Genomic DNA, 26,543 nt, shown 5'->3' on the forward strand with positions numbered 1-26,543 from the left:
CCCGCCGCTGTTACGATGGCAGCCAGATCCGGCTGCCCGTCCCGAAAGGCATCAATGACTGTTGTACCCCTGCCGCTTGAGCAGAACCACGCCGGCGACACCCTGGTCCACGGCTCCGACGGCGGGTCCGAGGTCCGGCGTTCCGTGCTGCCCGGGGGAGTGCGGGTTCTGACCGAAGCGATGCCGGGCCAGCGGTCAGCCACCATCGGGTTCTGGGTGGGTGTGGGCTCCCGTGACGAGGCTCCCGGCCAGCACGGCTCCACCCACTTCCTCGAGCACCTGCTGTTCAAGGGAACCAGGCGCCGCACGGCCCTGGAGATCGCCTCAGCCTTCGACGAGGTCGGCGGCGAATCCAACGCGGCCACGGCCAAGGAAAGCACCTGCTACTTCGCCAGGGTCCTGGACACGGACCTGCCCATGGCCATCGACGTCATAGCGGACATGATCACCGGCGCGGTGCTGGACCCTGACGAGATGGAGCAGGAACGGGACGTCATCCTCGAGGAAATCGCCATGGACAGCGATGACCCCACCGACGTCGCCCACGAGCACTTCGTCGCCGCGGTCCTGGGCAGCCACCCGCTGGGCCGCCCCATCGGCGGCACGCCCGCAGCCATCAAGGCCGTGGCCAGAGACTCCGTGTGGGAGCACTACCGCAGGTTCTACAAGCCCGAAGAACTGGTCATCACCGCCGCAGGCGGGCTGGACCACGACGTCGTCTGCGGACTCGTGGTGGATGCCCTCCAGACCGCAGGGTGGTCGCTGAAGCCCGACGCGGCACCGGTGCAGCGGCGCTCCACCGAACGCGCCCTGATCGCCGGAACCGCAGGCCTGCACGTGGTCAAGCGCGCGGTGGAGCAGGCTAACATCATCATGGGATGCCCCACGATCGTTGCCACCGACGAGCGCCGATACGTCATGAGTGTCCTGAATGCGGTCCTGGGCGGCGGCATGTCCTCCAGGCTGTTTCAGGAAGTCCGTGAAAAGCGCGGCCTGGTGTACTCCACCTACTCCTTTGCCTCGTCCTACGCCGACGCCGGCTACTTCGGCATGTACGCGGGCTGCACGCCGTCCAAGGTACGGCAGGTGCTGGACCTCCTGGCGGTGGAGCTGGACAAGCTCGCCGAGCACGGCATCTCCGACGACGAGCTGCGCAAGGCCGTGGGACAGCTCGGCGGCGGGATCGTCCTGGCCCTTGAAGATACCGGGTCGCGGATGTCACGGCTGGGCCGCGCCGAACTGGTGTCGGGCGAATACCAGGACATCGACGAAACCCTGCGCCTCATCAAGGCCGTCACCGCAGAACAAGTCCAGGAACTGGCCGCCGAACTCGCCGCAGCCCCGCGGACCGTCACGGTGGTGGGCCCGTTCGAGGAAACCGAGACGTTCGGACTATAGCGAGCCGGCATTCCCCGGCGCCCGCGGGACAGGGAAGCTGGCGGCGCCACCGGTAAGAGTCCATCCTGAGTAGCAGGGGATTGATTCAACCGGGGCGGCGATGGGCGGTTCAGCAATGGAGCACGGGCATCCGGCTTTGTCCGGCATGCTGGGTCACTGGCGGGGGATGACCCACGTCGCTGCCGGCCCGTGGGGGCCCGAACGCAGCGTTGACGCAGAAGTGACCTACAGCCAGGTGGCCGGGGGTCTGGGCGTCGTGCAGAGCTACCGCCACACCGAGCCTGACGGCAGCCATTTCGAAGGCCACGGCATCTTCACCGTGGACCCTGTGCGCCATGATGTGCTCTGGTACTACGTGGACAGTACCGGCGTGCCGCCCGGAACCGCCGAGCGCTGCACCTGGCGCAACGGTGTCCTCCGCGTCGAACGCCGCAGCGACGCAGGCTGGACACGCCACTCCCTCCTGCTTGAGGACGGGGTGCTCACCCACGTCACCGAGCTGCGGCCACCCGCAAAGGACGACGGCGGGGGTCCGGCCAGTGCAGACGCCGCTGCGGACGGGCGAAGCCCCGGATTCCGGCCGTTCATGCGTTCGGTCTTCCACCGGGCCTGAACTGCGTCCGCCCGCCCGGCTGCGCGCAGTTCGGGTCTGTGCCGCCACCCTCGCGGCGCCCCGTCTGTGGCCCCGGCCCCGCCCCGGCCCCCGGAAATGCGGCGACATCACGTCGCTGGCAGCCAATTTCGTTGACAGAACCGAGGGTCCGCTCTACATTGGCTGTAATCTGAATCACCTTTCAGGTTTGGGGATTTCCCCTCACGAACGCACATCCTGCGGATCTTCACCGAAAGGCATCCCGTGAAGGAAACAAAGAAGTTTTTGATGGCCGCCGTTGTGGCATCCGGGCTGGCCCTCAGCGCATGCGCGCCCACAGCCGGCGCCGGCGCTCCCGCGGGCACCGGCAACGCCGCCGAGCCCGTCAACGTGGGCATTATCTACTCCAAGACCGGCGCGCTGGCCGCGTACGGAGAAACCTACTACCAGGGGCTGCAGGCAGGGATCGACTACGCCACCAACGGCACCGGCGAGGTCAACGGCGCCAAGATCAACCTGACGTACGCTGACGACGCCGGCGACCCGGACAAGGCCGTCACGGCAGCCAAGGACATGATCGGCAAGGGCTACAAGATCATCGGCGGCACCGCCTCCTCCGGCATCGCGCTGAAGCTTGCCGAACAAGCCCAGCAGAACAAAGTGCTGTACATCTCCGGCCCAGCAGCCACCGACGCCATCCAGGGGGTCAACAAGTACACCTTCCGCTCCGGCCGGCAAAGCCTGCAGGACGTGGCCACGGCCGGAACCTTCATCGACACCAAGGGCAAGAAAGTCGTGGTGTTCGCCCAGGACAACGCCTTCGGGCAGGGCAACGTCGCCGCCGTCAAGGCCGTCCTCGGCGCCAAGGGTGCCACGGTGGAAGCTGTCCTGGTTCCCGAAAACCAGGAACTGACCCCCTTCGCGCGCCAGCTGCTTGATGCGAAGCCGGATATGGTCTTCGTCGCCTGGGCCGGTGCGACCTCCGGCACTATGTGGCAGGCGCTGAACCAGCAGGGTGTCTTCGACGCCGCGCCGGTGGTGACCGGCCTGGGCGATGCCGCCACGTTCGCCGCCTACGGCCCCGCGAGCTCCAAGATCAGCTTCCTCAACCACTACTTCCCGGGCGCGGCAGGAAACGACGTGGAGAAGAAGATGATTGCCGCCGTCGAGAAGGCCGGCGGCAAGCCGGACCTCTTCACTCCCGACGGCTTCGTCGCCGGCCAGCTGATTGCCCAGGCCGTCAAGCAGGGCGGGGGGACCGATCCTGACGCGATGGTCAAGGCGCTCGAGGGCTACAGCTTCGACGGCCCCAAGGGCAAGGAAACCGTGCGGGCCTCGGACCACGCCCTGATCCAGGACATGTACCAGGCAAAGCTCGTCCAAAAAGGTGACAGCTGGGCGCCCGAGCTCATCAAGGCCGTTCCGGGCGACACCGTCGCCCCGCCGGAAAAGAAGTAGGAACCGGATGGCAACCCCAGCCCTGCCCGCCCTGGCGGTGGACGGCCTCGGTCTCCAGATCGGTGGTGCACGCATCCTGCAGGATGTGGACTTCACCGTCGACGCCGGTGAAATGATCGGCGTGATCGGCCCCAACGGGGCCGGCAAGACCACCTTGTTCAACCTGATTTCCGGCGTCCTGCGGCCCACGGCAGGCAGCATCACGCTGAACGGCAGGGAGATCACGGCCGCGCCAATCCACCGCCGGGCCTCGGCAGGGCTGGGACGGACTTTCCAGACTTCCAATCTCTTCCCGAGGCTCAGCGTGCTGGAGAACGTCCGGCTGGCGGCCCAGGCAAAACTCGGGGGCAGTTTCAGCATCCTGCGGTTTCCCTCGGCCACGGACCAGGCAACCCGGATTGCCCGCGGCACCATCGCCGAGGTGGGGCTCACCGGGAAATTGGCGACGGCGGCGGGAGACTTGTCGCACGGCGACAAGCGAAAGGTGGAGATTGCCGTGCTCCTGGCCACCGATCCCACCGTGGTGCTGCTGGATGAACCGATGGCCGGAGTGGCATCGGGGGATGTTCCGTCCCTGGCGGCAATCATCAGGGGAATGCACCGGGACCGCGGCTGCACGGTCCTAATGGTGGAGCACCACATGGACGTGGTGCTGGGCCTGGTGGACCGGGTTGCCGTGATGCACCACGGCAGCCTGTTGGCCCTGGACACCCCGGACGCCGTCATGGCCAACCCCACAGTCCAAAGCGCCTACCTCGGAGAAACCGTATGAACACCGCCACGGGCCCTGCCGCCGGAGAAGCGACACCCATCCTCAGGGTTGCGGGCCTCAGTGCCAGGATCGCCGGGCAGCAGGTGGTCGAAGATGTGTCCTTCTCCGTGCCGGCCACAGGCATCACCGCCCTGCTGGGCCGCAATGGCGTGGGCAAGACCAGCACCATCAAGGCCATCATCGGCCTGATTGACCGCAGCGGCGTGGTGGAACTGGGTGGTGAGCGGATAGACAAGGACGCCACCTTCAAAATCATCAAGCGCGGCGTGGGCTATGTTCCGGAGGACCGTGAAGTCTTCTCCAAACTGACGGTTGCGGAGAACCTTCGGCTCGCCGAACGCGATGCCGCCCCGCGCAGGCAACTGGTGGAGGAACTCTTCCCGGATCTGCTGGCCCGCTCCGGCCAAATGGCCGGAACACTGTCCGGCGGCCAGCAGCAGATGGTCTCCCTGGCCCGCGCCCTCCTGAACACCAACAAGGTCCTGCTGGTTGATGAACCGACCAAGGGCCTCGCCCCAAAGATCGTGGGCGAAGTGGCGGAGACCCTCGCCGAAGCCGCCAGGACCGTCCCCATCCTGCTCGTCGAGCAGAACCTGCACGTCGTCCGCCAGCTCGCCGGCGGCGCCGTCGTGCTCTCCGGCGGACGGGTGGTCCACACCGGCCCGGCCCGTGACTTCCTCGACGACGCCGGCCTGATCCACAGGCATCTTGGTGTCTCCGCCGACGCGGCGGCCCAGGGGGACCCGGTCCGGAGAGGGGCTGCGCAATGAGCACCGTCATCCTGCTGACGTTCACCGGCCTGGGCCTTGGGGCACTGTATTTCCTCGTCGCCGCCGGTCTCTCCCTGATATACGGGCTGATGGGCGTGCTCAACTTCGCGCACGGTGCCTTCCTGACCCTTGGTGCGTTCACCGGCTGGGAAATTGCCCGCCGGGCCGGCGCCGACAACTGGGGAACGTTCCTGCTGTCCCTGGCAATCGGAGCCGCCGCAGGGGCGGTCTTTGCCGCCTTCACCGAGTTCGTCCTGATCCGCCGGCTGTACCAGCGGCACATCGAGCAGGTCCTGGTCACCGTGGGCCTGTCGCTTGCCGCAGTAGCCCTCTTCGACGGCATCTGGGGAACGGACCCCGTCTACATCCAGGGGCCGGCCTGGTTCAAGGACACTACGGACATCCTTGGTGCCCGCATTCCCAACGACCGGTTCGTCTGTATCGTTGCGGCCGCCCTGGTGCTGCTGGCCCTGGTGTTCTTCCTGAAGAAGACCAGGTACGGCATGATCATCCGCGCCGGCGTCGAAAATCGGTCCATGGTCACCGCCCTTGGCATCGATGTCCGCAAGGCCTTCACCCTGGTCTTCACCATCGGCGGGGCGGCCGCGGGGCTGGGCGGGGTCCTCGCCTCGCACTATTTCGGCTACGTCTCACCGATGCTCGGCGGTTCGCTGCTGATCTTCGCCTTTATCGTCACGGTGATCGGTGGCCTGGGCTCGCTGACCGGCGCGGCGATCGCCGCCGTCGTCGTCGCCGTCCTGCAGCAGTTCGCCAACTTCTACCTGGGCGGCACCGGTGACTTCGTCGTCGTGCTGGCGCTGGCGCTGGTGCTGCTCTTCCGTCCCACCGGCCTGCTTGGGAGAACCGCATGAGCACCGATACCGACACCAACAGCACCGGCGGCCCGGCGACGGGAGGCAGCACCGCGCTCCAGCCGGCCAAACGCCGGCGCGGACGTGCCGCGGGTTCGCCCGGTGGGACACCGGATTCCGGGCGGCCCGGCCTCACCGGCCGCGGCGTCGCAGCATGGGCCGGGAGCGTGGCGGGAGTGCTGCTCCTGGTCCTGCTGCCGCTGCTGAACATTTCGCTGCCGGGCGTGCTGCCGGGTCCCACCTATACGCCCGGGTCCCTGCAGCTGCTGGCCATGTGCATGCTGATGGCCGCGGCCGCGCTGACCTACCACCTGCTCCTCGGCGTTGCCGGCCTGCTCTCCTTCGGGCACGCACTCTACTTCGGCGCCGGGGTGTACGGGCTGGCCATCATCCTGCAGAACCTCGACATCCCGCTCCTGCCCGCCATGGGGCTCACCCTGCTGGTGGTCATCGTGCTGGCCCACGTCGTGGGGAGCATCAGCCTGCGCGTCAGCGGCATCCCCTTCGCCATGGTCACCCTCGCCTTCGCCCAGGCCGGCTCGGTCATTGTGGGGCGCAATCCCGACGGCCGCACCGGGGGTGACGAGGGACTGACGCTGCGCACCGACAACCTGCCGGACTTCCTGGTGGGCGTGGTCAACACCCGCAACCTGTATTGGCTGGCGCTGGCCGTGCTGGTGGCCGTATTCGTGGTGGTTACCTGGGTGCAGTCGTCCCGGGCCGGCCACGCGGCCGCCGCCGTCCGGGAGAACGAGCTGCGCGTCCGCGTCCTTGGCCTCCAGCCGTATCTGGTCAAGCTGCTGGTCTTTGTCGTCTCCGCGGTCCTGGTGTGCGTGATCGGGATGGTCTTCCTGCTCCTCCAAAGCGGTGCCATTCCCCGCGCAGTCTCGTCCGACCTGACCATCACGCTGCTGGTCATGGTGGTCCTTGGCGGGGTGGGCTCCCGCTGGGGCGCGGTGGTGGGCGGGGTGTTCTACACGATCCTCGACCAGCGCCTCACCGCGCTGGCCAACTCGGAAGGCATCAAATCCCTGCCGGACATCCTGCGGGTACCGTTGTCAGAACCGTTGTTCATCCTCGGCACGCTCTTCATCCTCGTGGTGCTCTTCCTGCCCGGAGGCCTGGCGGGAACCGCCGAACGGCTGGCACGGCGGCGCCGCGGCCCGCAGGCAGGCGCCGGCACCGAAACCCCGCGAGACATCCTGGAGGACGCTGCATGACCAACCCAACCTTGCCCACCTCCGACGGGCTCCACACCTTGGGCCGCTGGACCACGGACCGCAGCGCCGCCACCCCCAACCGGATCGCCATCGACGACCGCGGCTGCACACTGGCGTACAGCGAGCTGGAGCGCCGCGCGGCCAACCTCGCTGCCGGCCTGCGCTCGGCCGGTTACCGGATCGGTGACCGCATAGCGACCCTGACCGGCAACAGCTCGGACCACGTGGTGGCTTTCTTCGCGTGCGCCAAGGCAGGACTGGTCCTGGTCCCGCTGTCCTGGCGGCTCGCGCCCAGGGAACTGGCCCTGCAACTCGAGGTGGCCGAGCCCCAACTGCTGCTCGTGGAGGATGACCTTGCGGCGCTGGGCGCGGCGGCATGCGCCCTGCTCCCGCACCGCCCCCGTACCGCGTCGCTGGGACCGGGCGGGGTGGAAAAATCCGTGCCGCCGCCCACGCGGGTGGCGCCGGCACCGGAAACCACCGTGCGGCAGGACGTGCACGACGACGACGCCCTGCTGATGGTGTTCACCTCCGGCACGGAGGGGGCCAGCAAAGCAGCAGTCCTGACGCATGCCAACTGTTTCTGGAACAACCTGTCCCTCTCACGCACCCTGGACATGGGCAGCAGCGATGTGGTGCTGGCCGTACTGCCGCAATTCCACGTGGGGGGCTGGAACATCCAGCCGCTGCTGGCCTGGTGGGTTGGCGCCACCGTGGTGCTGGAACGCGGTTTCGATCCCGGCCGGGTCCTGCAGCTGATCCCCGAACGCCGCGTCACCATGCTAATGGGGGTGCCCACGCAGTACCTGATGCTCGCCGAACATCCTGACTTTTCCTCCGCCGAACTGGGCAGCCTCCGGCACGCCGTGGTGGGTGGCGCGCCCATGCCGGCGCCGCTCCTGCGGATCTGGCACCGCAGGGGAGTGGCGCTGAGCCAGGGCTACGGCCTCACGGAGGCGTCCCCGAACGTGCTGTGCCTGGCGAATGAGGATGCCGAACGGATGGTGGGCTATTCGGGCAAGCCCTACCCCCATGTCTCAGTGGCCGTGGCGGACCCGGCCACCGGGGAGATCCTGGCGGGCGCGGCTGCCGGCGAGCTGCTGGTCGGTGGTCCGGGCGTGTTTGCCGGCTACTTCCGCGATCCTGCGGCCACGGCGGCCGTCCTGGCCGGCGGCTGGCTGCACACCGGCGACCTCGTGGAACGGGACGCCGAGGGCTACATCAGGGTGGTGGACCGGCTCAAGGACATCTACATTTCGGGTGGGGAGAACGTGGCACCATCCGAAGTCGAGGCTGTCCTCCTGGGCCATCCTGCCGTGGAACAGGCCGCCGTGGTCGGGGTGGAGGATGCCCGCTGGGGTGAAACCGGCCTTGCCTTCGTGGTGGTCCGTCCGGGCATGGTCACGGACGAACAGGAACTGCTGGAGCACTGCAGCTCGCTGCTGGCCCGCTTCAAGGTCCCTGCCCGGATCGAGATGGTCGCCGCCCTGCCACGGACAGCCCTGAACAAGGTGCTGCGCGCCAAGCTGCGCCAGGAGCTGGCCGGGCGTCCCGCGCCGGGACTTGAACCCGCGGCGGGAAGCCGGCCATGAGCACGGCGCCGCGCACCGCCAGGGGGAACCGGACCCGGGCCAAGCTGCTGGAGGCGGCTGAGGCAGTCTTCGCCTCGGTGGGCTACCATGAGGCCTCCATCGTGAAAATCACGGAGGCGGCCGGCGTGGGACTGGGCACGTTCTACCTGTATTTCGACGGCAAGCAGGCCATCTTCGATGAAGTGGTGGAGGACCTCAACCGCAGGGTCAGGCACGCAATGACCGACGCGGCACGGAACGCCCCCAGCCGGATGGAGGCGGAACGGGCCGGGTTCCGCGCGTTCTTCCGGTTTACCGCCCAGCACCCTGCACTGTACCGGATCATCCGGCAGGCCGAGTTTGTCTCCCCGGGCGCTTTGCGGCTGCACTACACCCGGATCGTCAACGGGTACATCGAGGGTTTGAAATCGGCGCAGGCAGGCGGCGAAGTCAGGGACATGGACCCCACCGTCGCGGCCTGGGCCCTCATGGGAATCGGCGAACTGATCGGCATGCGCTGGGTCCTGTGGGATGAGGAAGGCGCACCGCCGGTCGAGGGAGCCAGGCCCGAGGTGCCCGAAGAAGTGTTTGAAGAAATGATGCAGTTCATCGAACGGGGCCTCGCCCCTGATACCCGCCCCACCTCCACCCCGCCCCAGGAAGGGACGTTGCCATGACCCGGACAACCAGCCAGGAAACTTACCGCACGGCGGACGTTGCGGTGCGCGGCGGAACACTGCATACGGCCATCTGGGGGCCGGATGATCCTGGCGCTCCGGCCATCCTTGCCGTGCACGGCGTCACCGCCTCGCACAAGTCGTGGGCGTACCTCGCCGCCGCCCTGCCCGACGTCCGGATCATCGCGCCGGACCTGCGCGGACGCGGCCAAAGCAACCAGCTGCCCGGACCCTACGGGATGACCTCCCATGCGCAGGACCTGGCAGCGGTCCTTGGGGAACTGGCGGAGGGGCCCGTCGTCGTGGTGGGACACTCCATGGGAGGCTTCGCGTCGCTGGTCCTCGCGGATCTCTTCCCGGAGCTCGTCCGTTCGCTGGTCCTGGTGGACGGGGGCCTGCCGCTTCAGGTCCCGGCGGGATTGAGCGACGAGGAGATCATCTCCTCGGTCCTGGGCCCGGCGGCCGAACGCCTGAATGCCACCTTCCCGAACCGCGAGGTCTACCGGTCCTTCTGGCGGCAGCACCCCGCCTTCAGTTCCGACTGGAGCCCCTTGGTGGACGCTTATGTGGACTACGACCTCACTGGTGAAGAACCCGAACTCCGGCCCGCCACCCGCTACGAGGCGATGGCGGAGGACACGGCGGACCTCCACCGCGGCGCGTCACTGCTGAAGGCGCTGGCGGACCTTGCCGTGGACACCGAAGTCCTCCGGGCGCCGCGGGGGCTGCTGAATGAGCCGGCGGCCCTCTACGCCCCCGGCTACCTGGAGTCATGGGCCGCAAAGCTCCCCAACCTTCGGGTCAGGCAGGTGCCGGACGTGAACCACTACACCATCGTCATGGGCGAGGCGGGAGCGGCAGCGGTTGCGGAGAGCGTCCGAGCGGCCCTGGCCGGACAGTGAGCGCCGGCCGGGTCACCGGCCGGCCGCTTCAGCCCCCCGCGAAGGGCGGCAGCACGTCCACGACGTCATCGGGGCCAAGGACGGTTGCGTGGTCCCGCACGGCCACCTCATTGAGCAGGAAGCTGCTCCGGGCAAGGAGGCGGGGAAGCGGCGGCGTACCCGCCGGAGGCGCGGAACGCTCGACGGCGGTCACGGCTGCCAGCAGGTCCGCCACGGTGGCGCCCTCCGGCAGCTGGAATGTTTCTTCGTCGGAGCCGGCGGCAGCGCGCGCGGCAGCAAAGTAACGTACAAGCATCCGTGTCAGCCCCCGATGGCGCTCATGCTGCGGTCCGGCTGGACGAAGTCCGGGGCGTCAAGTCCCACGTGGTCCATGCCGTGGGCCTTTGGTTTGATCCACATGGCGTCCTGCCACCGCTGCGCCAGCTCGTCGTCGCCGGCTCCCGCGCGCAGCAGGCCCAGCAGGTCGAACTCCTCGCGGGAAAACAGGCAGCTCATGATCTTGCCCTCGGCAGTGATCCTGGTGCGCCGGCAGTCGGAACAGAAGGGTTCGGTGACCGAGGCGATAATCCCCACGGTTCCCAGCACCGGACTGTCCGAATGGGAGGAACCTTCCTGCCGCCGTCGCACCTCAAACCGCTCCGCGGGGGCGCCGTCACGCGCCCTGGGATCGGGGGTGAGGACGTAGTCCCGGGACAGCAGGGCGCGGATTTCGGCGGCGGTGATCATGTTCCGGCGGGTCCAGCCGTGATCGGCGTCGAGCGGCATCTGCTCAATGAACCGCAGTTCGTACCCGCGCTCCAGCGCCCAGGCCAGCAGCTGCGGCGACTCGGCGTCGTTGATGCCCCGCATCAGGACCGCATTCAGTTTGACCGGTCCCAGGCCGGCGGCCCAGGCGGCGTCCACGCCGGCGAGGACCTGGTCAAGGAACGGGCGCCGGGTCAGTTTGGTGAACGTCTCCTCATGGAGTGAGTCCAGCGACACATTGATGCGGGTAAGCCCGGCATCCTTCAGCGCGGCAGCCTTTTTGGCCAGGCCCACCCCGTTGGTGGTCATGGAGATCGGCAGGTCCGGGTGGTTGGCCCGGAGGGCAGCGATAATGTCCAGCAGGTCATGCCTGACCAGCGGTTCACCACCGGTCAGCCGCAGCTCCCGGACCCCCAGCTGCTCCACGCCGACCTTCACGATCCGCACGATTTCCCCCGCTGACATCACAGCCTGCTTGGCGAGCCATTCCAGGCCTTCCGCGGGCATGCAGTAGGTGCAGCGGAGATTGCACTTGTCCGTCAGGGACAGCCTCATGTCCGTGGCGCGGCGGCCATACCGGTCCGCCAGCCCGGCCGGCGCGTCAGCGGGGCGGCGCGCCGGAACGCCTGGCAGCGCAGGGGCTGCTTCCTCCCGCGGCTGCGGCATTCCTAGCTGGACACTCATGATTTCAGGCTACGCCACGTTGCGCCGTGCATCACACCTGTGACCAGCGCAGAACCCCCGGACGGAACCTGCGCCGGTGACCGCCGGCGAACCTATGCTGGATGTTGTGAAGAGTTCCCCGCAAAAGCACGGGGCGGACGACGACGGCGCCGGCCCCGGGGAGCATGCGGAAAGTTCCGTCCAACACCAGGCAGTCCCGCACCGGCCAGTCCCGCGCGCCGGGGCACGGTGGGCTGCGGCCGCCGGGATCGCCGCGGCCGCCGGCGGCGTCGCGGCGGGGGAACTGCTGGCGGGATTTGCCAGCCCATCGCTTTCACCGCTGACCGCAGTGGGCGGCGCTGTCATCGATGCTGTCCCGCCCGGAGTCAAGGACTGGGCCATTTCCCTTTTTGGCACCTCTGACAAGGCCGCCCTCCTGGCGGGCATGGGGCTGGCCATTGCCGCGCTGGCGGCCTTGGCAGGGGTCCTTGAGCTCCGCCGCCGGTTTGCCGGGGCCGCGGTGATGGGGATTTTTGGGGTGGCAGGACTGGCTGCGGTCCTCACCCGGTCCCAGGTGACCCCCTTGGCCCCCGTACTTCCGGTCCTGGCCGCGGCGGGCGCCGTCGTGCTGTTGCGTCTCCTGGTCCGGCGGCTGCAGTCCTGGGAAGGCTCCGCCCCGGGGGAAGCAGGGCCCGGAGGAAGCGCCGCCGGTTCCCGCCGCAGTTTCCTCCAGGCTCTCGCCGCCACCTCCGCCGCCTCCGCCCTGGGAGGAGTGCTGGCGGCATTCTGGCGCGGAGCTGCCATCGCCGCCACCGAAGCCAGGGCACGGATCACCCTGCCGGCTCCTGCGTCGGCGGCACCGCCTATTCCCGCCGCCGCAGAGCCGGGCGTTCCCGGCCTGCCGCCGCTGGTCACCCCCAACCCTGGTTTCTACCGGATCGACACAGCCCTGGCTGTTCCCACGGTCAACCCGGAGGCCTGGGTCCTGAAAGTCTCCGGAATGGTGGCCCGGGAAGTCCAGCTCTCCTTCGCCGACCTCCTGGGGAAGCCCCTTGTGGAACGCCACATCACCATTGCCTGTGTGTCCAATGACGTGGGCGGGGACCTGATCGGCAACGCCCGGTGGCTCGGCTGGCCGGTCCGCGAACTGCTGGCCCTTGCGGTTCCCCAGCCGGGGGCAGACATGGTCCTCTCCCGGAGCGCCGACGGCTGGACGGCCGGAACGCCACTGGAGGTCCTCACCGACGACGGCAGGGACGCGCTCCTTGCCGTGGGCATGAACGGTGAACCCTTGCCGCTGGAGCACGGATTCCCGGTCCGCCTGGTGGTCCCCGGCCTCTACGGTTACGTGTCCGCCACCAAATGGGTCACCGAACTGAAAATCACCACGTTTGCGCAGGACTCCGGGTACTGGACGCCGCGGGGCTGGTCCGCGCGCGGTCCCATCAAGACGTCGTCACGCATCGACGTGCCCCGCAGCGGGCGTCCAGTCAGTGCAGGAACCGTCCTCCTGGCCGGGGTTGCCTGGGCCCAGCACACCGGAATCCAAAAGGTGGAACTGCGGCTCAACCGGGGGCCGTGGCGGGAAGCCGAACTGGCCCCGGGCATCTCCGTTGATACTTGGTACCAGTGGAAGCTGGCCGTGGACCTCACTCCGGGGCAGTATGAGGTGCAGGTCCGCGCCATCGATCTCAACGGTGTGCCCCAGGACGAAACCGCGCGGCCTCCGGCACCGGACGGAGCCACGGGATTCCACACCGTTAGAGTGGACGTGAAATCCTGACGGCCGCGACCAAAGGCGTACCCATGACCAGCCACCCCCACGGCAAAGCAGGCCCGGCCCACCACGCCCGCTCCGTTGCTGAGCATCTGGCGGCGGTTACGCACCTCCTGGCCGGGCTGGCGGCAGAGTCCCGCGCTGAAGTCCTTCCCCTCTTCGATGCGCACGGCCGGGCGCTGGTGCACGGCTTACTGGCGCCCATCAGCCTTCCTCCTTTCGCGAACTCCCAAATGGACGGGTACGCCGTCCGTTCCACGGACATTCCCGACGGCGGAACCGACGTGCGCATCGCGCAGCCCGTGCCCGCCGGGTCAAGCCCGCAGCCGCTCCAGCCAGGGACCGCGGCGCCCATCATGACCGGTGCCATGATCCCGGAGGGGGCCGACGCCGTCGTACCTATCGAAAAAGCGGTGCCGGACCACTTCCGCGCGGAGGGCAGCGGCGGTCTGGTGACGCTGCCCGCAACCGTTCCGGGGAGCTACGTGCGTGCCGCCGGCAGCGACATCGCGGCGGGGGAGCGGGCCCTGGCCGCCGGAACGTGCCTGGGACCGGCGCAGCTGGGACTCCTCGCAGCCCTTGGCGTGGCTGAAGTGGAGGTGTACCGGGCAGTGTCCGTCCTGCTTGTCACCACGGGGGACGAGGTAGTTGAACCGGGACAACCACTGCCGCAGGGCAAGATCTACGACTCCAACGGAACCCTCCTGGAAGCCGCCATGCAGCAGGCGGGATTCAACGTCCGGCGCGCAGGCATCTCCACTGACAACCCCGCAGAACTCCAGGCGCTGCTGCGGACCCGGGGCCGTGACGTGGACCTGATCGTGACCACGGGCGGGGTCAGCAAGGGCGCGTATGAGGTGGTGCGCCAGGCCATGGCGGAGCAACCGGTCGAGTTCCTCCACGTCGCCATGCAGCCGGGCGGCCCCCAGGGGATAGGACTGTTCGACGGCGTTCCCTTCCTGGGGTTTCCCGGCAACCCGGTCAGCTGCCTGGTGTCCTTCGAGATGTTCCTTCGCCCGGCCCTGTCGGCTTTGCTCGGGGCGCCGGCGCCCCGGCTGCCCCTGCGCGCCCGTCTGGCCCAGCCCCTGAACTCCCCCGGGCAGAAACACCAGGTCCGGCGTGGAAGCCTGCAGCCCGGCGGGACCGTGCAACTGGAGGGCGGCGACGGCTCGCACCTGATGCACGCGCTCGCGGGGTCGAACGCGCTGGTCCACGTCCCCGTTGGCGTAACGGAGCTCGCCGCCGGCGACGAGGTGGAAGTATGGATGCTGTGAACGCAGAACAGACCCCCGCACTGACGCACCTGCGCCAGGACGGCAGCGCCCAGATGGTGGATGTTTCCGCCAAGGCAGAAACAACCCGCGAGGCGACGGCCACCGCCACGGTCCGGACCACACCGGAGGTGATGCGGCTCCTGGGCACCGGCGGGCTCCCCAAGGGGGATGCCCTGGCCGTTGCGCGCGTGGCAGGCATCATGGCCGCCAAGAAGACCCCGGACCTGATTCCTCTGTGCCATCCGCTGCCGTTGTCCAAGGTGACGGTCGATTTTGACCTTGGCGAGGATGCCGTCGCCATCAGCTCCACCGTCAAGACACGGGGCGTTACCGGGGTGGAGATGGAAGCCCTGACAGCGGCGTCCGTAGCTGCGCTGAGCGTCTACGACATGATCAAGGCCGTGGACAAACACGCCGTCCTCACGGACATCAAGGTGCTGGCCAAGAGCGGCGGCAAGAGCGGAGACTGGGCCCTGTGACCACCCCCAACACCCTTCGGGTTCCCGAACCGCACCGGCACGGCGATGTGCAGGGACGCAAAGCCGGCGTCGTCATCGCGTCCACCCGCGCCGCCGCCGGCATCTACGACGACGAAACCGGGCCCGTGATCACCGACTGGCTCACCGAACACGGTTTTGACGTGTTCCCCGCCATGGTGGTCCCCGACGGCGACCCCGCGGGCGCAGCCATCCGGGCGCTCCTTACCCAGCACCCCGCCGTCGTCATCACCAGCGGCGGCACCGGCCTCAGCCCGGACGACCGGACACCCGAGGTCACCCTGCCCCTGCTGGACCGGGAAATCCCCGGAATCATGGAGGCCATCCGGCGGGCCGGCGCCGCCAAAACGCCGTTCGCCGCCCTGAGCCGGGGGTACGCCGGCGCCGCGGGACGCACGTTCATCGTGAACCTGCCCGGCTCGCCGAAGGGCGTCATGGACGGCCTGGGCGTCCTTGACCCGCTGATCGGGCATCTTTGCGACCAACTGGAGGGCGGACATGGGCACTGAAGCATTCGAAGTAGTCAGCGCGGTCCTGAGCGCCGAGCCCATCTCCGTTGACCAGGCGATTGCAGCCGTGGAAAGCGAGACGGCCGGCGCCGTGGTCAGCTTCAGCGGCGTGGTGCGCAACCACGACGGCGGCAAGGCTGTTTGGCGCCTCAGCTACAGTGCGCACCCCACGGCGCACCAGGTGATGGCCGACGTCGTCGCGCGCCTGGTTGCCGAACAGAACGCCGAAGCCGGTGCCGGGCCCGGACAGCCCGTCCGGATCTGGGCCGCGCACCGGATCGGGATGCTGGAGATCGGGGATCCGGCCCTAGTGTGCGCGGTGTCCGCCGCGCACCGCGGCCAGGCCTTCGCCGTCTGCTCCGAGCTGGTGGACCGCATCAAGGAACAGGTACCCATTTGGAAGGAACAGTTCTTCTCGGACGGCACCGTCGAATGGGTCGGCGCAGGCAGCTGACGCTGCTGCCCGGACGGCCCCCGGGTGCGAGGTAACGCACGCCGCCCGGTTCCTGCGCGCGCCGGTCCCGCCGGTAGGGTTAACGGCATGACCGAACAACACTCCGTTCCCAAGCTGGTGGCCGTCCTTGGCGCCAACGGACGCATGGGCGCCGAAGCCGTCAAAGCCGTCGACGCCGCACCCGACATGAAGCTCGTCGCAGCCCTGGGACGGGGTGACTCGCTGGAGCAGCTGGCCGCCTCGGGCGCCCAGTATGTGGTGGACCTGACGGTTCCCGAAAGCACCGAAGCCAACGTCCGCTTCGCCGTCGAGCACGGCATCCACGCCGTGGTGGGCACCACCGGCTGGGACGCGGGACGCCTGTCTGCCCTGGAGTCTTTGCTGGCAGGACACCCGGAAACCGGCGTCCTCATTGCCCCCAACTTCGCCCTGGGCTCGGTCCTGGCCTCGGCCTTCGCGGCAAAGGCATCGAAGTACTTCGAATCGGTGGAGATCATCGAATTGCACCACCCGGACAAGGTTGACGCCCCGTCCGGCACCGCTGTCCGCACGGCCCAGCTGATCGCCGCCGAGCGCACGGCGGCGCAGGTGCCGCCCAGCCCGGATGCCACCACCAGCGAGCGTGCCGGGGCCCGCGGCTGCGAGGTAGACGGCGTCCGGGTCCACAGCGTCCGGCTGCGCGGCCTGGTGGCACACCAGGAAGTGCTCCTGGGCGGTCCGGGGGAGCAGCTGACCCTCCGCCACGATTCCTTCGACCGCGCCTCCTTCATGCCCGGCGTGCTCCTAGGGGTGCGCAACGTTGCGGCACACCCGGGCCTGACAGTGGGCCTGGACGGGTACCTGGACCTGGGACTCTAGGCCATGAACGGTCTGCTTGCCGGTTTCCGGAAAAACCGCACCAAGATCTGGGTGGGCGCGGTGACGCTTCTGCTGGTCTTCTACCTGGTGGTCTCCTTCCAGCGTTCCCTCCTGCTCCTGACCGATAGCAACCTCACGGCCAAGGCCATCGGCGCCGCCTACCTGGTGCTGCCGGTGGTGGGTGCCTGGGCCCTGATCCGCGAGCTCATGTTCGGCGCCCGCACCGAGCAGATGGCCAAAGTCCTGGAAGCCGAAGGCGGGCTGCCCGTCGATGAGCTCCCACGCACGCCTGGCGGCCGGATCGTCCGGGCCGCGGCAGATGCGGAGTTTGAAAAGTACCGGGCCGAAGCCGAAGCCGCCCCCAACGACTGGCGTTCCTGGTTCCGCCTCAGCTGTGCCTACGACGCGGCCGGCGACCGCAAACGTGCGCGGGCGTCCATGCGTGACGCCGTGAAGCTCTTCACCGCCGCCTCCTGATACTGCCCGGTGCCGGCCCGGGCCCGGGCCCGGCCTCGCCGTGGCCCGGGCCTAAGTGCCATGGGCATTTCTGCCCATCGCGGTCCGGCGCCGCCCACGGTACGTTGATTTAGTAAACACTCTTTAGCTTTGGGGGAAAGCATGAGGCTGGCCATGTCTGCGCCACGGTCCGGACTCTTCAGGCCTAGGATCACGGACCCCGCCCATCGGCCGGCCGGCACTTCAGCCCCACCCTCTTCGCTCCTCCCCACCGGGCCGCCGGGGGGCTTCCCGGCGCGCCCACAGTTGCCCCTGGGCCCAGCCGCGCCCTGCGTCCCGCACCCGCACCGCACCCCACTTCTGACCAGAAGGACCATCAATGAGCCACCCAAATTTGCCCCAGCCGCCCCACAACGGACCGGCCGCGCCACCCATTCCACCGGCACCATCCCCCTACGGCGGACAGCCCAATTTCCAGGGGCAGTACCCTGCAGATCCGCAGGGGGAATACCAGCCCGGACCCCACGGCACAGCTTTCTACCCCGGCGGCCCCGGAAAGTCCTTCATCACCACCTGGATCCTGTCCCTCCTGCTGGGAACGTTCGGTGCGGACCGCTTCTACCTGGGCAAGACCGGCTCGGGTGTCGCCAAGCTCTTGACCGCCGGCGGCCTTGGCGTCTGGGCCCTCGTTGACCTGATCATGACCCTGACGGGGAACACCAGGGACAAGGAAGGCCGCCCGCTGGAGGGCTACCCGGAGAACAAGAAGAAGGCCTGGATCATCACCGGCATCCTCTGGCTGGTGAGCATCATCACCGCCATCCTGCTGATCATCGCTTCCATGGCCATGATTGGCGCGGCTGTCGATGCACGGAAGGTTCCCATTTCTCCCGGCCTCCCGTCAGCGTCACAGGCCGCCCCGGCGCCGTCCAACGGTTCAGCCCCGCCAAGTGGATCCGCCGCCGGCGCGAACTCCTTCGTGGCCACCGTGTCCGAAGGCAACACCGTCAAGGTCAGCGTCCTCGATTCCATCTACACCACCGAAATTCCGGGCATGACGTACCTCCAGCCCAAGAATGGCGGATTCCTGGCGGTCAAGGTGTCCTGGGAGACCTTGACCGGGAGCAGCTTCTCCAGCCCCTCGAACTTCACGGTCTTCGACGCTGACGGCAAAGAGGGCGAACTGGTCTACCTTGATGACGGAATGGGCGCCCTGGCCACCGATGAGGTTGGTGCCGGCGATCTCCGCCAGGGGGTTATCGCATTCGATGTAAAGAAGGGCCCGGTCCAGGTTGTCCTCAATGATGACTACGGCGACAAGACGGCAACCTTCACGCTGACCCCGCAATAGCAGGCGGTGCCTGCGGCCGGGCCGGAACTGGACCCGTGCCCCACCCGGTGGGGCGCGGGTCCTTTTCATGCCCGCCCGCTCTTTGGGCAGCGGAGGTCAGGAAAGGGCCTTCAGGCCTCCCCGGCCCACCAGGGACGCCGTATGGCCCACCCACTCCAGTGGGCCGCGCCACCGCAGCCGGGCGAAAACGATGCCGATCGTGACGGCGGTGGCCGCCTGGGCAAAGAACATCCCGTCCTCGGTCCAGCCGGCGGGGAGGGGCTTGAGGTAGAAGCCGGAGACAACCCAGACGTGCACGGTGTACAGGGTCAGCGTCATGGCGCCGGCCCCGCGCAACGGCAGCAGCAGGTCCAGGTCGACCCACTCGGCCAGCCGCTCCAGGAGCAGGCAGGCGCCGATGACGGCAGCGGCCACCGCCGAGGTATGGAGCAGGTCAAGCGGGGTTCCCGAATGCGGTGCCGCTGACGCCAGCCACCACCAGGAGCCCTCCTGCTGGATGCCGGTCAGGTTGACCTGCAGGACGCTGCCCAGCGGGTACCCCGGAGCGTTGAGGACCTGCTCCAGCGCTGCACGGCCGCCCCAGTCCTCCATGGCCGCCGTACCCAGGGCCTTGGCCGCCGCTGCCACCCCGGTTCCCCCTGCCAGCAGCAGCACCGGGATGACGGCTTTGGTGAGGACCAGGCGGCCGATCACCAGTCCCACCAGCAGGTAGGACAGCCACTGGAACACGGGGTAGTAGCCGGTGAAGAAGACATCCGCGAGCAGCCGTGAAGGCGTACCCAGGTCCTCCCATGCGGGGTTGTGGCCCAGTTTCAGCGGCGGCTCGGGGGCAAGGAGCCAGGGCCGCAGGAGATACGCCAGCACCGGCGACGCAAGGATCCAACCCGCGGCCCACGCGCACAGCGGCTTCACCCCGAGCCCCAGGAAAGGCAGGATGCACAGGAACAGCATGGCGTAGTGGACCAGGATGATGGCCACATTCACTTCCAGGCCGCCCAGGGTAAGTCCGACGGCGGCAACCACCAGGGCGCGCAGTGCCACGCCGCGCCGGGCGGCGGAGAGTTGGGCACCCTCGAGCGGAGTGTTTTTCCCGGTGGAGAGGGCGAGCCCCACGCCGGCCAGCACGGCGAAGAGGGCAGCGGCCCGGCCGGAGAAGGTGAGGCCGATCCAGGTCGGCGTCAGGTTTGCATCCGATTCGAAGGTGGGCAGGAGGTGGGTGGCCATCATGCCCAGCAGGGCCACGCCCCGGGCGGCGTCGATGCCCCGAAGACGCCCCGGTTGCCGGCTTCCAGGGGCCTTGCGGGACCGGGTGGCCGGGGATCGGGACGTCATGACCAGATCGTCTCACATGCGCCGCCGGCGCAGCTTGTCACAGCAACGGGCAGGACCCGGCCCGGAGAGCCGGGAAGGCCGGCACGTCCGGGCAACAACGCGCCATCCAGGGGGTGCCCGGACGTTCTTGTTTTCGAATATATGTTCGAATATCATGGTGGTCATGGAGATCAGACCAGCAGGAATCCCCGTACCCCGGGAGCAGGGGCTCCAGCAGCATGGACCCGGGCGGGCCGGGGCCGCGCGTCCTGGCAGCCTGCCGGCGGACAGGCAGCAGTCCGCCGGCCAGCCGCGCAGTATTGGCCCCGCCACCCAGCCGGCGGTGGATAGCGGCTCCGGCGGCGGTCCCCTGAGGGCGATGAGTCCGGGAGTGGTGGATTACCTGTTCCGCCAGCTTGTTTCCGGCCGGCCGGCCGAGGACGTGGCTTGGGAACGGGAGGGCATCAGCCTGGCCGCCCAGCCCGAAGGGGCGGAACTGGCCCGCCGGCTTGCTGAAACGGACCTTGATGCGCTGACGCCCACGGAGTTGTTCCACTATGTGCGGGCGGCGCAGCGGCTCGCATCATGGGCAGAGGGCCTGCGCCAGTCCGCCGTCGGCCGCTACTGCCATGCCGGTGCGGACGCGCCGCGGCCGGGGCGGCCGGGTATTTGACGCTCGTCACGCCCGTGGCATTGTCCTAACCAGCCGGGGACAGGGTAACGTTTTTTCCATGGCTGACTCTTCCGCGCACATCCCTGCCCTCGGTACCCTCCTGACCGCCATGGTCACGCCGTTCACCAAGGACGGCGCAGTGGACTACGACCAGGCGGCAGCGCTGGCCAGCAAACTGGTCGACGACGGTTGCGACGGCCTGGTGGTCACCGGTACCACCGGCGAAACCTCCACGCTGACAGACGAAGAGAACCTTGGCATGTTCCGCGCCGTCAAGGATGCCGTGGGCGGCCGTGCGGCCATCATTGCCGGTACCGGCACGAACGACACCGCGCACTCGGTGCACCTTTCCCAGCAGGCAGCCGCCCTCGGCGTCGACGGCCTCCTCCTGGTGACCCCTTACTACAACAAGCCCAGCCAGGCCGGCGTCCGCGCGCACTTCGAGACCATCGCCTCCGCCGTGGACGTCCCCGTCATGCTCTACGACATCCCTGGCCGGTCCTCCATTCCGATTGAGCCCGACACCATGATCCGGCTGGCCCAGCACCCCAACATCGTCGCCGTCAAGGACGCCAAGGCGGACCTCGCCGCAGCTACCCGCGTCATGGCCGAAACCGACCTCCTGTTCTACTCGGGCGACGACGGGCTGACCCTTCCCTGGATGGCGCTGGGCGCCGTCGGACTGGTGGGGGTCACCACCCACGTCGCCACCCGCCGCTTCCGCGAGCTCATCGACGCCGTCAACGCCAATGACCTTGGGACTGCCCGCAAGATCAACTTCGAACTGCAGCCCGTAGTCCGCGCCACCATGACCCGCGTCCAGGGGGCCGTGGCGGCCAAACAGATTCTTAAATGGCAGGGAGTCCTGCCCAACTCGATTGTCCGTTTGCCCCTCGTGGAGCCGGACGAAACCGAGATCGAAACCATCCGCGGGGATTTGGCGGAAGCGGGGCTGGTCTTCTCCTGAGGCTAAGACCGGCACCCTTCCGCCTGGAAAGAAGTGCACTATGACCCAAACTGCCCTTACCGGCCTCGTCACCCCTCCGCGCCTGCCCCAGGGCACCCTGCGGATCGTTCCGCTCGGCGGCCTGGGGGAGATCGGCCGGAACATGGCCGTGTTCGAAATCGACGGCAAACTGCTGATCGTGGACTGCGGCGTCCTCTTTCCCGAGGAAACCCAGCCCGGCGTTGACCTGATCCTGCCGGACTTCTCCTACATCGAGGACCGGCTGGACGACGTCGTGGCCGTCATCCTCACCCATGGCCACGAGGACCACATCGGCGCCGTGCCGTACCTGCTGCGCCTGCGGAACGACATCCCGCTGGTCGGTTCGCAGCTGACGCTTGCCCTGATTGAGGCAAAGCTGCAGGAGCACCGCATCCGGCCCTACACGCTGACCGTCGAAGAAGGCCAGGTGGAGAAGTTCGGGCCGTTCGAATGCGAATTCGTCGCCGTCAACCACTCCATCCCGGATGCCCTCGCCGTGTTTATCCGCACCGCCGGCGGCACTGTCCTGCACACCGGTGACTTCAAGATGGACCAGCTGCCGCTGGACGGACGCATCACCGACCTGCGCCACTTCGCCAAGCTGGGCGAAGAGGGCGTGGACCTCTTCATGTCCGACTCCACGAACGCCGACGTCCCCGGATTCACCACGGCCGAGAAGGAAATCGGGCCGACCCTGGAGCGGCTCTTCGGCCAGGCCACCAAGCGCATCATCGTGGCGTCCTTCTCCTCCCACGTGCACCGCGTGCAGCAGGTCCTCGACGCCGCCGCCAAGCACAACCGCAAGGTGGCCTTCGTAGGCCGCTCCATGGTCCGCAACATGGCCATTGCCGAAAAGCTGGGCTACCTGGACGTCCCCGCCGGGCTGATCGTCGACATCAAGAACATCGACAACCTGCCGGACAACCGGGTGGTCCTTATGTCCACCGGTTCGCAGGGCGAGCCCATGGCGGCCCTGTCCCGGATGGCAAACGGCGACCACCGGGTGGTGGTGGGGGACGGCGATACCGTCATCCTGGCCTCCAGCCTCATCCCGGGCAATGAGAACGCCGTGTTCCGGATCATCAACGGCCTCCTCAAGCTCGGCGCCGACGTCATCCACAAGGGCAACGCCAAGGTGCACGTCTCCGGCCACGCCGCGGCCGGCGAACTGCTCTACTGCTACAACATCCTTGAGCCGCTCAACGCGATGCCGGTGCACGGCGAAACCCGCCACCTGATCGCCAACGGCAAGATCGCCATCGAGTCCGGCGTCCCGGAAGCCAGCGTCATCCTCGCGGACAACGGCACGGTGATCGACCTCCGCGACCACCAGGCAGACATCGTGGGCCAGGTGGAGGTGGGCTTCGTCTACGTGGACGGCTCCAGCGTTGGCGAGATCACGGACGCCGACCTCAAGGACCGCCGGATCCTGGGCGACGAAGGGTTCATCTCGATCATCACGGTGATCCACCGCGCCACCGGCAAGGTGGTGTCCGGCCCCGAGATCCATGCCCGCGGCGTTGCCGAGGACGACTCTGTCTTCGACGACATCATCCCCAAGATCAACGCGGCCCTGGAAGAAGCAGTCCAGAACAATGCCGACCACACCAGCCACCAGCTCCAGCAGGTGGTGCGCCGCGTCGTGGGCACCTGGGTCAACCGCAAGCTGCGCCGCAAGCCCATGATCATCCCGGTTGTCCTCGAGGCCTGATGGTCCATGTCGCCGGCTCCGGCCCGTCCTCCCCGCCGCAGGCAGGAGGGCGGGCCGGTGGCCTTTAACTGCGGGCGGCGGGGATGCTCCCGGCCCCGATATCCCCGGAATCACAGCATGCTTCCGGTAGCGTAACTACTATGGCCACACGTACTACTTCCGCGCCCAAAGGTACCGGCAGGGGCAGCTCCGGCAGCAAATCCGGGAGCTCCACAGGCCGCGGAACCGGCTCCACTGCCGGGAAGACGGGGCGTGGCGGCTCATCCAGCACCGCACGCACCCGCCAGCTTCCCGCCGTCGAACACCACCAGCCGTGGCTGCTGCGCGTGGTGGGCGGCGCATGGCTTGGCGTCGGCCACCTGGTGGGCGGGGGAGTGCGCCGCATCGGCTACGACGTCAGCGACCTTCCCGCCGAGGACCGCCGCGACGGCGCCGCCCTGTTCAACCTGGCGCTCGGTGTCTTCATCGCCACGTTCGCCTGGTGGGGCCTGACAGGCTGGTTCCCCGATGCCGTCTACGCCGTGGTGAACGGCACGTTCGGCTGGATATCCCTGCTGCTTCCGCTCATGCTCTTCGTCTGCGCCTTCCGGCTGTTCCGGCAGCCCTCCGACGGACGGGGCAACAACAGGGTGGGCATCGGCTTCCTGATCATGACGTTCGCCGGCTGCGGCCTGGCACACATTTTGGGCGGCCAGCCCACGGTGGCCGACGGCTTCGACGGGCTCCGCGCAGCGGGCGGCATGCTCGGCTTCCTGGCTGCCGCACCGCTGGCCGCCATCCATCCCGCCGTGCCTGTGGCCCTCTACGGCCTGCTCGCCTTCGTGTCCCTGCTGATCATCACGGCCACCCCGTTCACCGCCATTCCGCGCCGCATCCGGGGAGCGTACGAGCACCTCATGGGCGTCGACCTGATGGACCAGGACGGCGCCGACGTGCACGACCGCAGCTACCTCGAGCGGCCAGCGCCGGCCGCCCCCAGAAAGAAGAAGCGGAAGCTCTTCGGGAAGGACCAGGAGGCCGAGGCAGGCCTTGAGGGTTATGTGGGCGACGAAGCCTTCGAGCACGCCGTCATTGACGACGACGAGGGCGAACCGGCGCGGCCCGCCCCGGGAGTGCGGCGGCCCACCCAGGCGGAGATCGCCGTCGAGAAGATCAAGGCCGCCCAGGGCCTGGGCGCCGGTTCGGCAGCGGCCCCGCCGGAAAACGCCACCGAAGCGATCCCCCTGGTCATCCCGGGTGCTGCGGCGCCCGGCAAGCCTGCCGCCGCGCCCACGGTGCCCTCGAACCCGGTGGCGCCCGCGCCGCCGCCCGTTCCCATCCCGCAGCGGACCGAGCAGCTCTCACTCGCCGGCGACGTGACCTACACCCTCCCGGCCTCGGACTTCCTGACCCCCGGATCCATCCCCAAGGAGCGCACCGAAGCCAACGACGCCGTCGTCGCCGCCCTTACGGACACCCTGACCCAGTTCAACGTCGATGCCACGGTCACGGGGTTCAGCCGCGGCCCCACCGTCACCCGGTACGAAATCGAACTCTCGCCCGGTACCAAGGTGGAACGCGTCACCGCCCTGTCCAAGAACATCTCCTACGCCGTTGCCTCCAGCGACGTGCGCATCCTCAGCCCCATCCCGGGCAAGTCCGCCATCGGCATCGAGATCCCCAACACGGACCGCGAAACCGTCTCCCTGGGCGATGTCCTCCGCAGCCAAAACGCCCGCCGCACGGACCACCCCATGGTGATGGGCGTGGGCAAGGACGTGGAGGGCGGCTACGTGGTGGCCAACCTGGCCAAGATGCCCCACCTCCTGGTGGCCGGTGCCACCGGTGCCGGTAAGTCGTCCTTCGTGAACTCGATGATCACCTCGATCCTGATGCGGGCCACCCCGGATGAGGTCCGCATGGTCATGGTGGACCCCAAGCGCGTGGAACTGACCGCCTACGAGGGCGTGCCACACCTCATCACTCCCATCATCACCAACCCCAAGAAGGCCGCCGAAGCGCTGCAGTGGGTGGTGCGGGAAATGGACGCCCGGTACGACGACCTCGCCAACTACGGCTTCAAGCACATCGACGACTTCAACAAGGCCGTGCGCGCCGGCAAGGTCCAGCCGCCGGTGGACTCCAAGCGCGTCATCCGCCCCTACCCGTACCTGCTGGTGATCGTGGACGAACTCGCCGACCTCATGATGGTGGCGCCGCGCGACGTCGAAGACTCGATCGTCCGCATCACCCAGCTGGCCCGTGCCGCAGGCATCCACCTGGTCCTGGCCACCCAGCGCCCGTCCGTGGACGTGGTCACCGGCCTCATCAAGGCCAACGTGCCTTCGCGCATGGCCTTCGCCACGTCCTCCGTGACGGACTCCCGCGTGGTCCTCGACCAGCCCGGCGCCGAGAAGCTCATCGGCCAGGGTGACGCCCTCTTCCTCCCCATGGGCGCCTCCAAGGCGATGCGTGTCCAGGGTGCCTGGGTCACCGAATCGGAGATCCATAAAGTGGTGGAGCACGTCAAGGGACAGCTGCAGGCTGTCTACCGGGACGACGTCGCCCCCGAAGCGGAAAAGAAGCAGATCGACGACGACATCGGGGACGACCTCGAGGTGCTGCTGCAGGCCACCGAGCTGGTGGTGACCACGCAGTTCGGCTCCACCTCCATGCTGCAGCGCAAGCTCCGGGTCGGCTTCGCCAAGGCCGGCCGGCTCATGGACCTCCTTGAGTCCAGGGGAGTGGTGGGACCCTCCGAAGGCTCCAAGGCCCGCGACGTGCTGGTGAAGCCGGACGACCTCGCTGCAGTCCTCGCCGCCATGAAGGGCCAGGAAGCCCCGGCCGCGCCGGACTCGCAGACCGCGGCCCTCAGCGACAACGCCAACGCCAACATCGCCCAGGGCGGCTACGCCGAAGACCTGGTGGCCGCGGACCTGGACCAGCGGAAGCAGAACGTCGAATATTACGACGGCTCGGATTCCGCCCCGGGCGGTTACGGCGACGACGACGAGGGCTCCGAGGACGCCTGGTCCCTCACCGGACGCTAGCCCGGTAGCCTAGGAA

At 68.3% G+C, this 26,543-nt stretch carries 25 protein-coding genes; 22 read left to right on the forward strand and 3 right to left on the reverse strand.

Annotated elements, in window-relative coordinates; genetic code table 11:
• Nucleotides 1–54 precede the first annotated feature (54 nt).
• The 10 genes from AC1DIP_RS20560 to AC1DIP_RS20605 all read left to right on the forward strand — a co-directional run bounded on the left by AC1DIP_RS20560 (nt 55) and on the right by AC1DIP_RS20605 (nt 10,232).
• On the forward strand, nt 55–1,398 hold the full coding sequence (locus AC1DIP_RS20560) for an insulinase family protein (protein WP_476210316.1): 1,344 nt from the start codon (nt 55–57) through the stop codon (nt 1,396–1,398).
• A gap of 166 nt (nt 1,399–1,564) precedes the next feature.
• Nucleotides 1,565–2,011, forward strand: coding sequence for a DUF1579 domain-containing protein (locus AC1DIP_RS20565; protein WP_477734935.1), 447 nt, complete (start codon nt 1,565–1,567; stop codon nt 2,009–2,011).
• Nucleotides 2,012–2,254: 243 nt separating this feature from the next.
• Entirely contained in the window at nt 2,255–3,448 is a 1,194-nt protein-coding gene (locus AC1DIP_RS20570; protein WP_477734936.1) for a substrate-binding domain-containing protein, read from the forward strand.
• 7 nt (nt 3,449–3,455) lie between these two features.
• A complete protein-coding gene (locus AC1DIP_RS20575) occupies nt 3,456–4,220 on the forward strand; it encodes an ATP-binding cassette domain-containing protein (protein WP_476210321.1) in 765 nt (254 codons plus the stop codon).
• Nucleotides 4,217–4,990 carry an ATP-binding cassette domain-containing protein gene (locus AC1DIP_RS20580; RefSeq protein WP_476210323.1) on the forward strand — a complete coding sequence of 258 codons (774 nt, stop codon included), beginning with the start codon at nt 4,217–4,219 and terminating at the stop codon, nt 4,988–4,990. The genes AC1DIP_RS20575 and AC1DIP_RS20580 overlap by 4 nt, the downstream gene beginning before the upstream one ends.
• Nucleotides 4,987–5,862, forward strand: coding sequence for an ABC transporter permease subunit (locus AC1DIP_RS20585; RefSeq protein WP_476210325.1), 876 nt, complete (start codon nt 4,987–4,989; stop codon nt 5,860–5,862). Before AC1DIP_RS20580 ends, AC1DIP_RS20585 begins: the two co-directional genes overlap by 4 nt.
• Entirely contained in the window at nt 5,859–7,082 is a 1,224-nt protein-coding gene (locus AC1DIP_RS20590; RefSeq protein ID WP_476210327.1) for an ABC transporter permease subunit, read from the forward strand. Before AC1DIP_RS20585 ends, AC1DIP_RS20590 begins: the two co-directional genes overlap by 4 nt.
• Nucleotides 7,079–8,674: a class I adenylate-forming enzyme family protein gene (locus AC1DIP_RS20595; RefSeq protein WP_477734937.1), complete on the forward strand. Its 1,596-nt coding sequence runs from the start codon at nt 7,079–7,081 to the stop codon at nt 8,672–8,674. The genes AC1DIP_RS20590 and AC1DIP_RS20595 overlap by 4 nt, the downstream gene beginning before the upstream one ends.
• Nucleotides 8,671–9,330 (forward strand): TetR family transcriptional regulator, encoded by a 660-nt coding sequence (locus tag AC1DIP_RS20600; protein WP_476210331.1) that lies wholly within the window; start codon nt 8,671–8,673, stop codon nt 9,328–9,330. The genes AC1DIP_RS20595 and AC1DIP_RS20600 overlap by 4 nt, the downstream gene beginning before the upstream one ends.
• Entirely contained in the window at nt 9,327–10,232 is a 906-nt protein-coding gene (locus AC1DIP_RS20605) for an alpha/beta hydrolase (protein WP_477734938.1), read from the forward strand. Before AC1DIP_RS20600 ends, AC1DIP_RS20605 begins: the two co-directional genes overlap by 4 nt.
• 28 nt (nt 10,233–10,260) lie before the next feature.
• Here the strand turns inward: AC1DIP_RS20605 and AC1DIP_RS20610 are convergent, their stop codons facing one another.
• Together AC1DIP_RS20610 and moaA are read right to left on the reverse strand one after the other, a co-directional pair.
• On the reverse strand, nt 10,261–10,527 hold the full coding sequence (locus tag AC1DIP_RS20610) for a MoaD/ThiS family protein (protein WP_476210335.1): 267 nt from the start codon (nt 10,525–10,527) through the stop codon (nt 10,261–10,263).
• A gap of 5 nt (nt 10,528–10,532) precedes the next feature.
• Nucleotides 10,533–11,660 carry a GTP 3',8-cyclase MoaA gene (moaA, locus tag AC1DIP_RS20615; protein WP_476210337.1) on the reverse strand — a complete coding sequence of 376 codons (1,128 nt, stop codon included), beginning with the start codon at nt 11,658–11,660 and terminating at the stop codon, nt 10,533–10,535.
• 106 nt (nt 11,661–11,766) lie between these two features.
• Between moaA and AC1DIP_RS20620 the strand changes: the two genes are divergently transcribed.
• From AC1DIP_RS20620 to AC1DIP_RS20655, 8 genes are all read left to right on the forward strand, one after another.
• Nucleotides 11,767–13,422 (forward strand): molybdopterin-dependent oxidoreductase, encoded by a 1,656-nt coding sequence (locus tag AC1DIP_RS20620; RefSeq protein WP_477734939.1) that lies wholly within the window; start codon nt 11,767–11,769, stop codon nt 13,420–13,422.
• A gap of 23 nt (nt 13,423–13,445) precedes the next feature.
• The gene (locus AC1DIP_RS20625) at nt 13,446–14,690 is read left to right on the forward strand and encodes a molybdopterin molybdotransferase MoeA (protein WP_477734940.1); all 1,245 of its coding nucleotides are present in this window, start codon (nt 13,446–13,448) and stop codon (nt 14,688–14,690) included.
• On the forward strand, nt 14,678–15,169 hold the full coding sequence (gene moaC, locus AC1DIP_RS20630; protein ID WP_476210342.1) for a cyclic pyranopterin monophosphate synthase MoaC: 492 nt from the start codon (nt 14,678–14,680) through the stop codon (nt 15,167–15,169). The genes AC1DIP_RS20625 and moaC overlap by 13 nt, the downstream gene beginning before the upstream one ends.
• A complete protein-coding gene (locus AC1DIP_RS20635; RefSeq protein WP_477734941.1) occupies nt 15,166–15,696 on the forward strand; it encodes a MogA/MoaB family molybdenum cofactor biosynthesis protein in 531 nt (176 codons plus the stop codon). The genes moaC and AC1DIP_RS20635 overlap by 4 nt, the downstream gene beginning before the upstream one ends.
• A complete protein-coding gene (locus tag AC1DIP_RS20640; RefSeq protein ID WP_477734942.1) occupies nt 15,686–16,150 on the forward strand; it encodes a molybdenum cofactor biosynthesis protein MoaE in 465 nt (154 codons plus the stop codon). The genes AC1DIP_RS20635 and AC1DIP_RS20640 overlap by 11 nt, the downstream gene beginning before the upstream one ends.
• An 87-nt stretch (nt 16,151–16,237) precedes the next feature.
• The gene (dapB, locus tag AC1DIP_RS20645) at nt 16,238–17,008 is read left to right on the forward strand and encodes a 4-hydroxy-tetrahydrodipicolinate reductase (protein WP_476210348.1); all 771 of its coding nucleotides are present in this window, start codon (nt 16,238–16,240) and stop codon (nt 17,006–17,008) included.
• Between the two features lie 3 nt (nt 17,009–17,011).
• Nucleotides 17,012–17,485, forward strand: a complete 474-nt coding sequence (locus AC1DIP_RS20650) for a hypothetical protein (protein WP_141160970.1) — start codon at nt 17,012–17,014, stop codon at nt 17,483–17,485.
• A 358-nt stretch (nt 17,486–17,843) separates the two neighbouring features.
• Nucleotides 17,844–18,815: a TM2 domain-containing protein gene (locus AC1DIP_RS20655; protein ID WP_477734943.1), complete on the forward strand. Its 972-nt coding sequence runs from the start codon at nt 17,844–17,846 to the stop codon at nt 18,813–18,815.
• A 96-nt stretch (nt 18,816–18,911) separates the two neighbouring features.
• On the opposite strand, the gene AC1DIP_RS20660 is transcribed toward AC1DIP_RS20655, so the two are convergent.
• Nucleotides 18,912–20,147 (reverse strand): heparan-alpha-glucosaminide N-acetyltransferase domain-containing protein, encoded by a 1,236-nt coding sequence (locus AC1DIP_RS20660; protein ID WP_477734944.1) that lies wholly within the window; start codon nt 20,145–20,147, stop codon nt 18,912–18,914.
• A 163-nt stretch (nt 20,148–20,310) separates the two neighbouring features.
• Here AC1DIP_RS20660 and AC1DIP_RS20665 point away from each other — a divergent pair, with 163 nt between their 5' ends.
• The 4 genes from AC1DIP_RS20665 (at nt 20,311) to AC1DIP_RS20680 (ending at nt 26,527) form a co-directional block, all read left to right on the forward strand.
• A complete protein-coding gene (locus AC1DIP_RS20665) occupies nt 20,311–20,799 on the forward strand; it encodes a hypothetical protein (protein ID WP_477734945.1) in 489 nt (162 codons plus the stop codon).
• A gap of 58 nt (nt 20,800–20,857) precedes the next feature.
• On the forward strand, nt 20,858–21,766 hold the full coding sequence (gene dapA, locus AC1DIP_RS20670; RefSeq protein ID WP_457949351.1) for a 4-hydroxy-tetrahydrodipicolinate synthase: 909 nt from the start codon (nt 20,858–20,860) through the stop codon (nt 21,764–21,766).
• A 40-nt stretch (nt 21,767–21,806) separates the two neighbouring features.
• Nucleotides 21,807–23,498: a ribonuclease J gene (locus AC1DIP_RS20675; RefSeq protein ID WP_141160966.1), complete on the forward strand. Its 1,692-nt coding sequence runs from the start codon at nt 21,807–21,809 to the stop codon at nt 23,496–23,498.
• A 140-nt stretch (nt 23,499–23,638) separates the two neighbouring features.
• The gene (locus tag AC1DIP_RS20680) at nt 23,639–26,527 is read left to right on the forward strand and encodes an FtsK/SpoIIIE family DNA translocase (protein WP_477734946.1); all 2,889 of its coding nucleotides are present in this window, start codon (nt 23,639–23,641) and stop codon (nt 26,525–26,527) included.
• Nucleotides 26,528–26,543 lie beyond the last annotated feature (16 nt).

Source organism: Pseudarthrobacter sp. 05T312 (genome assembly GCF_056396685.1).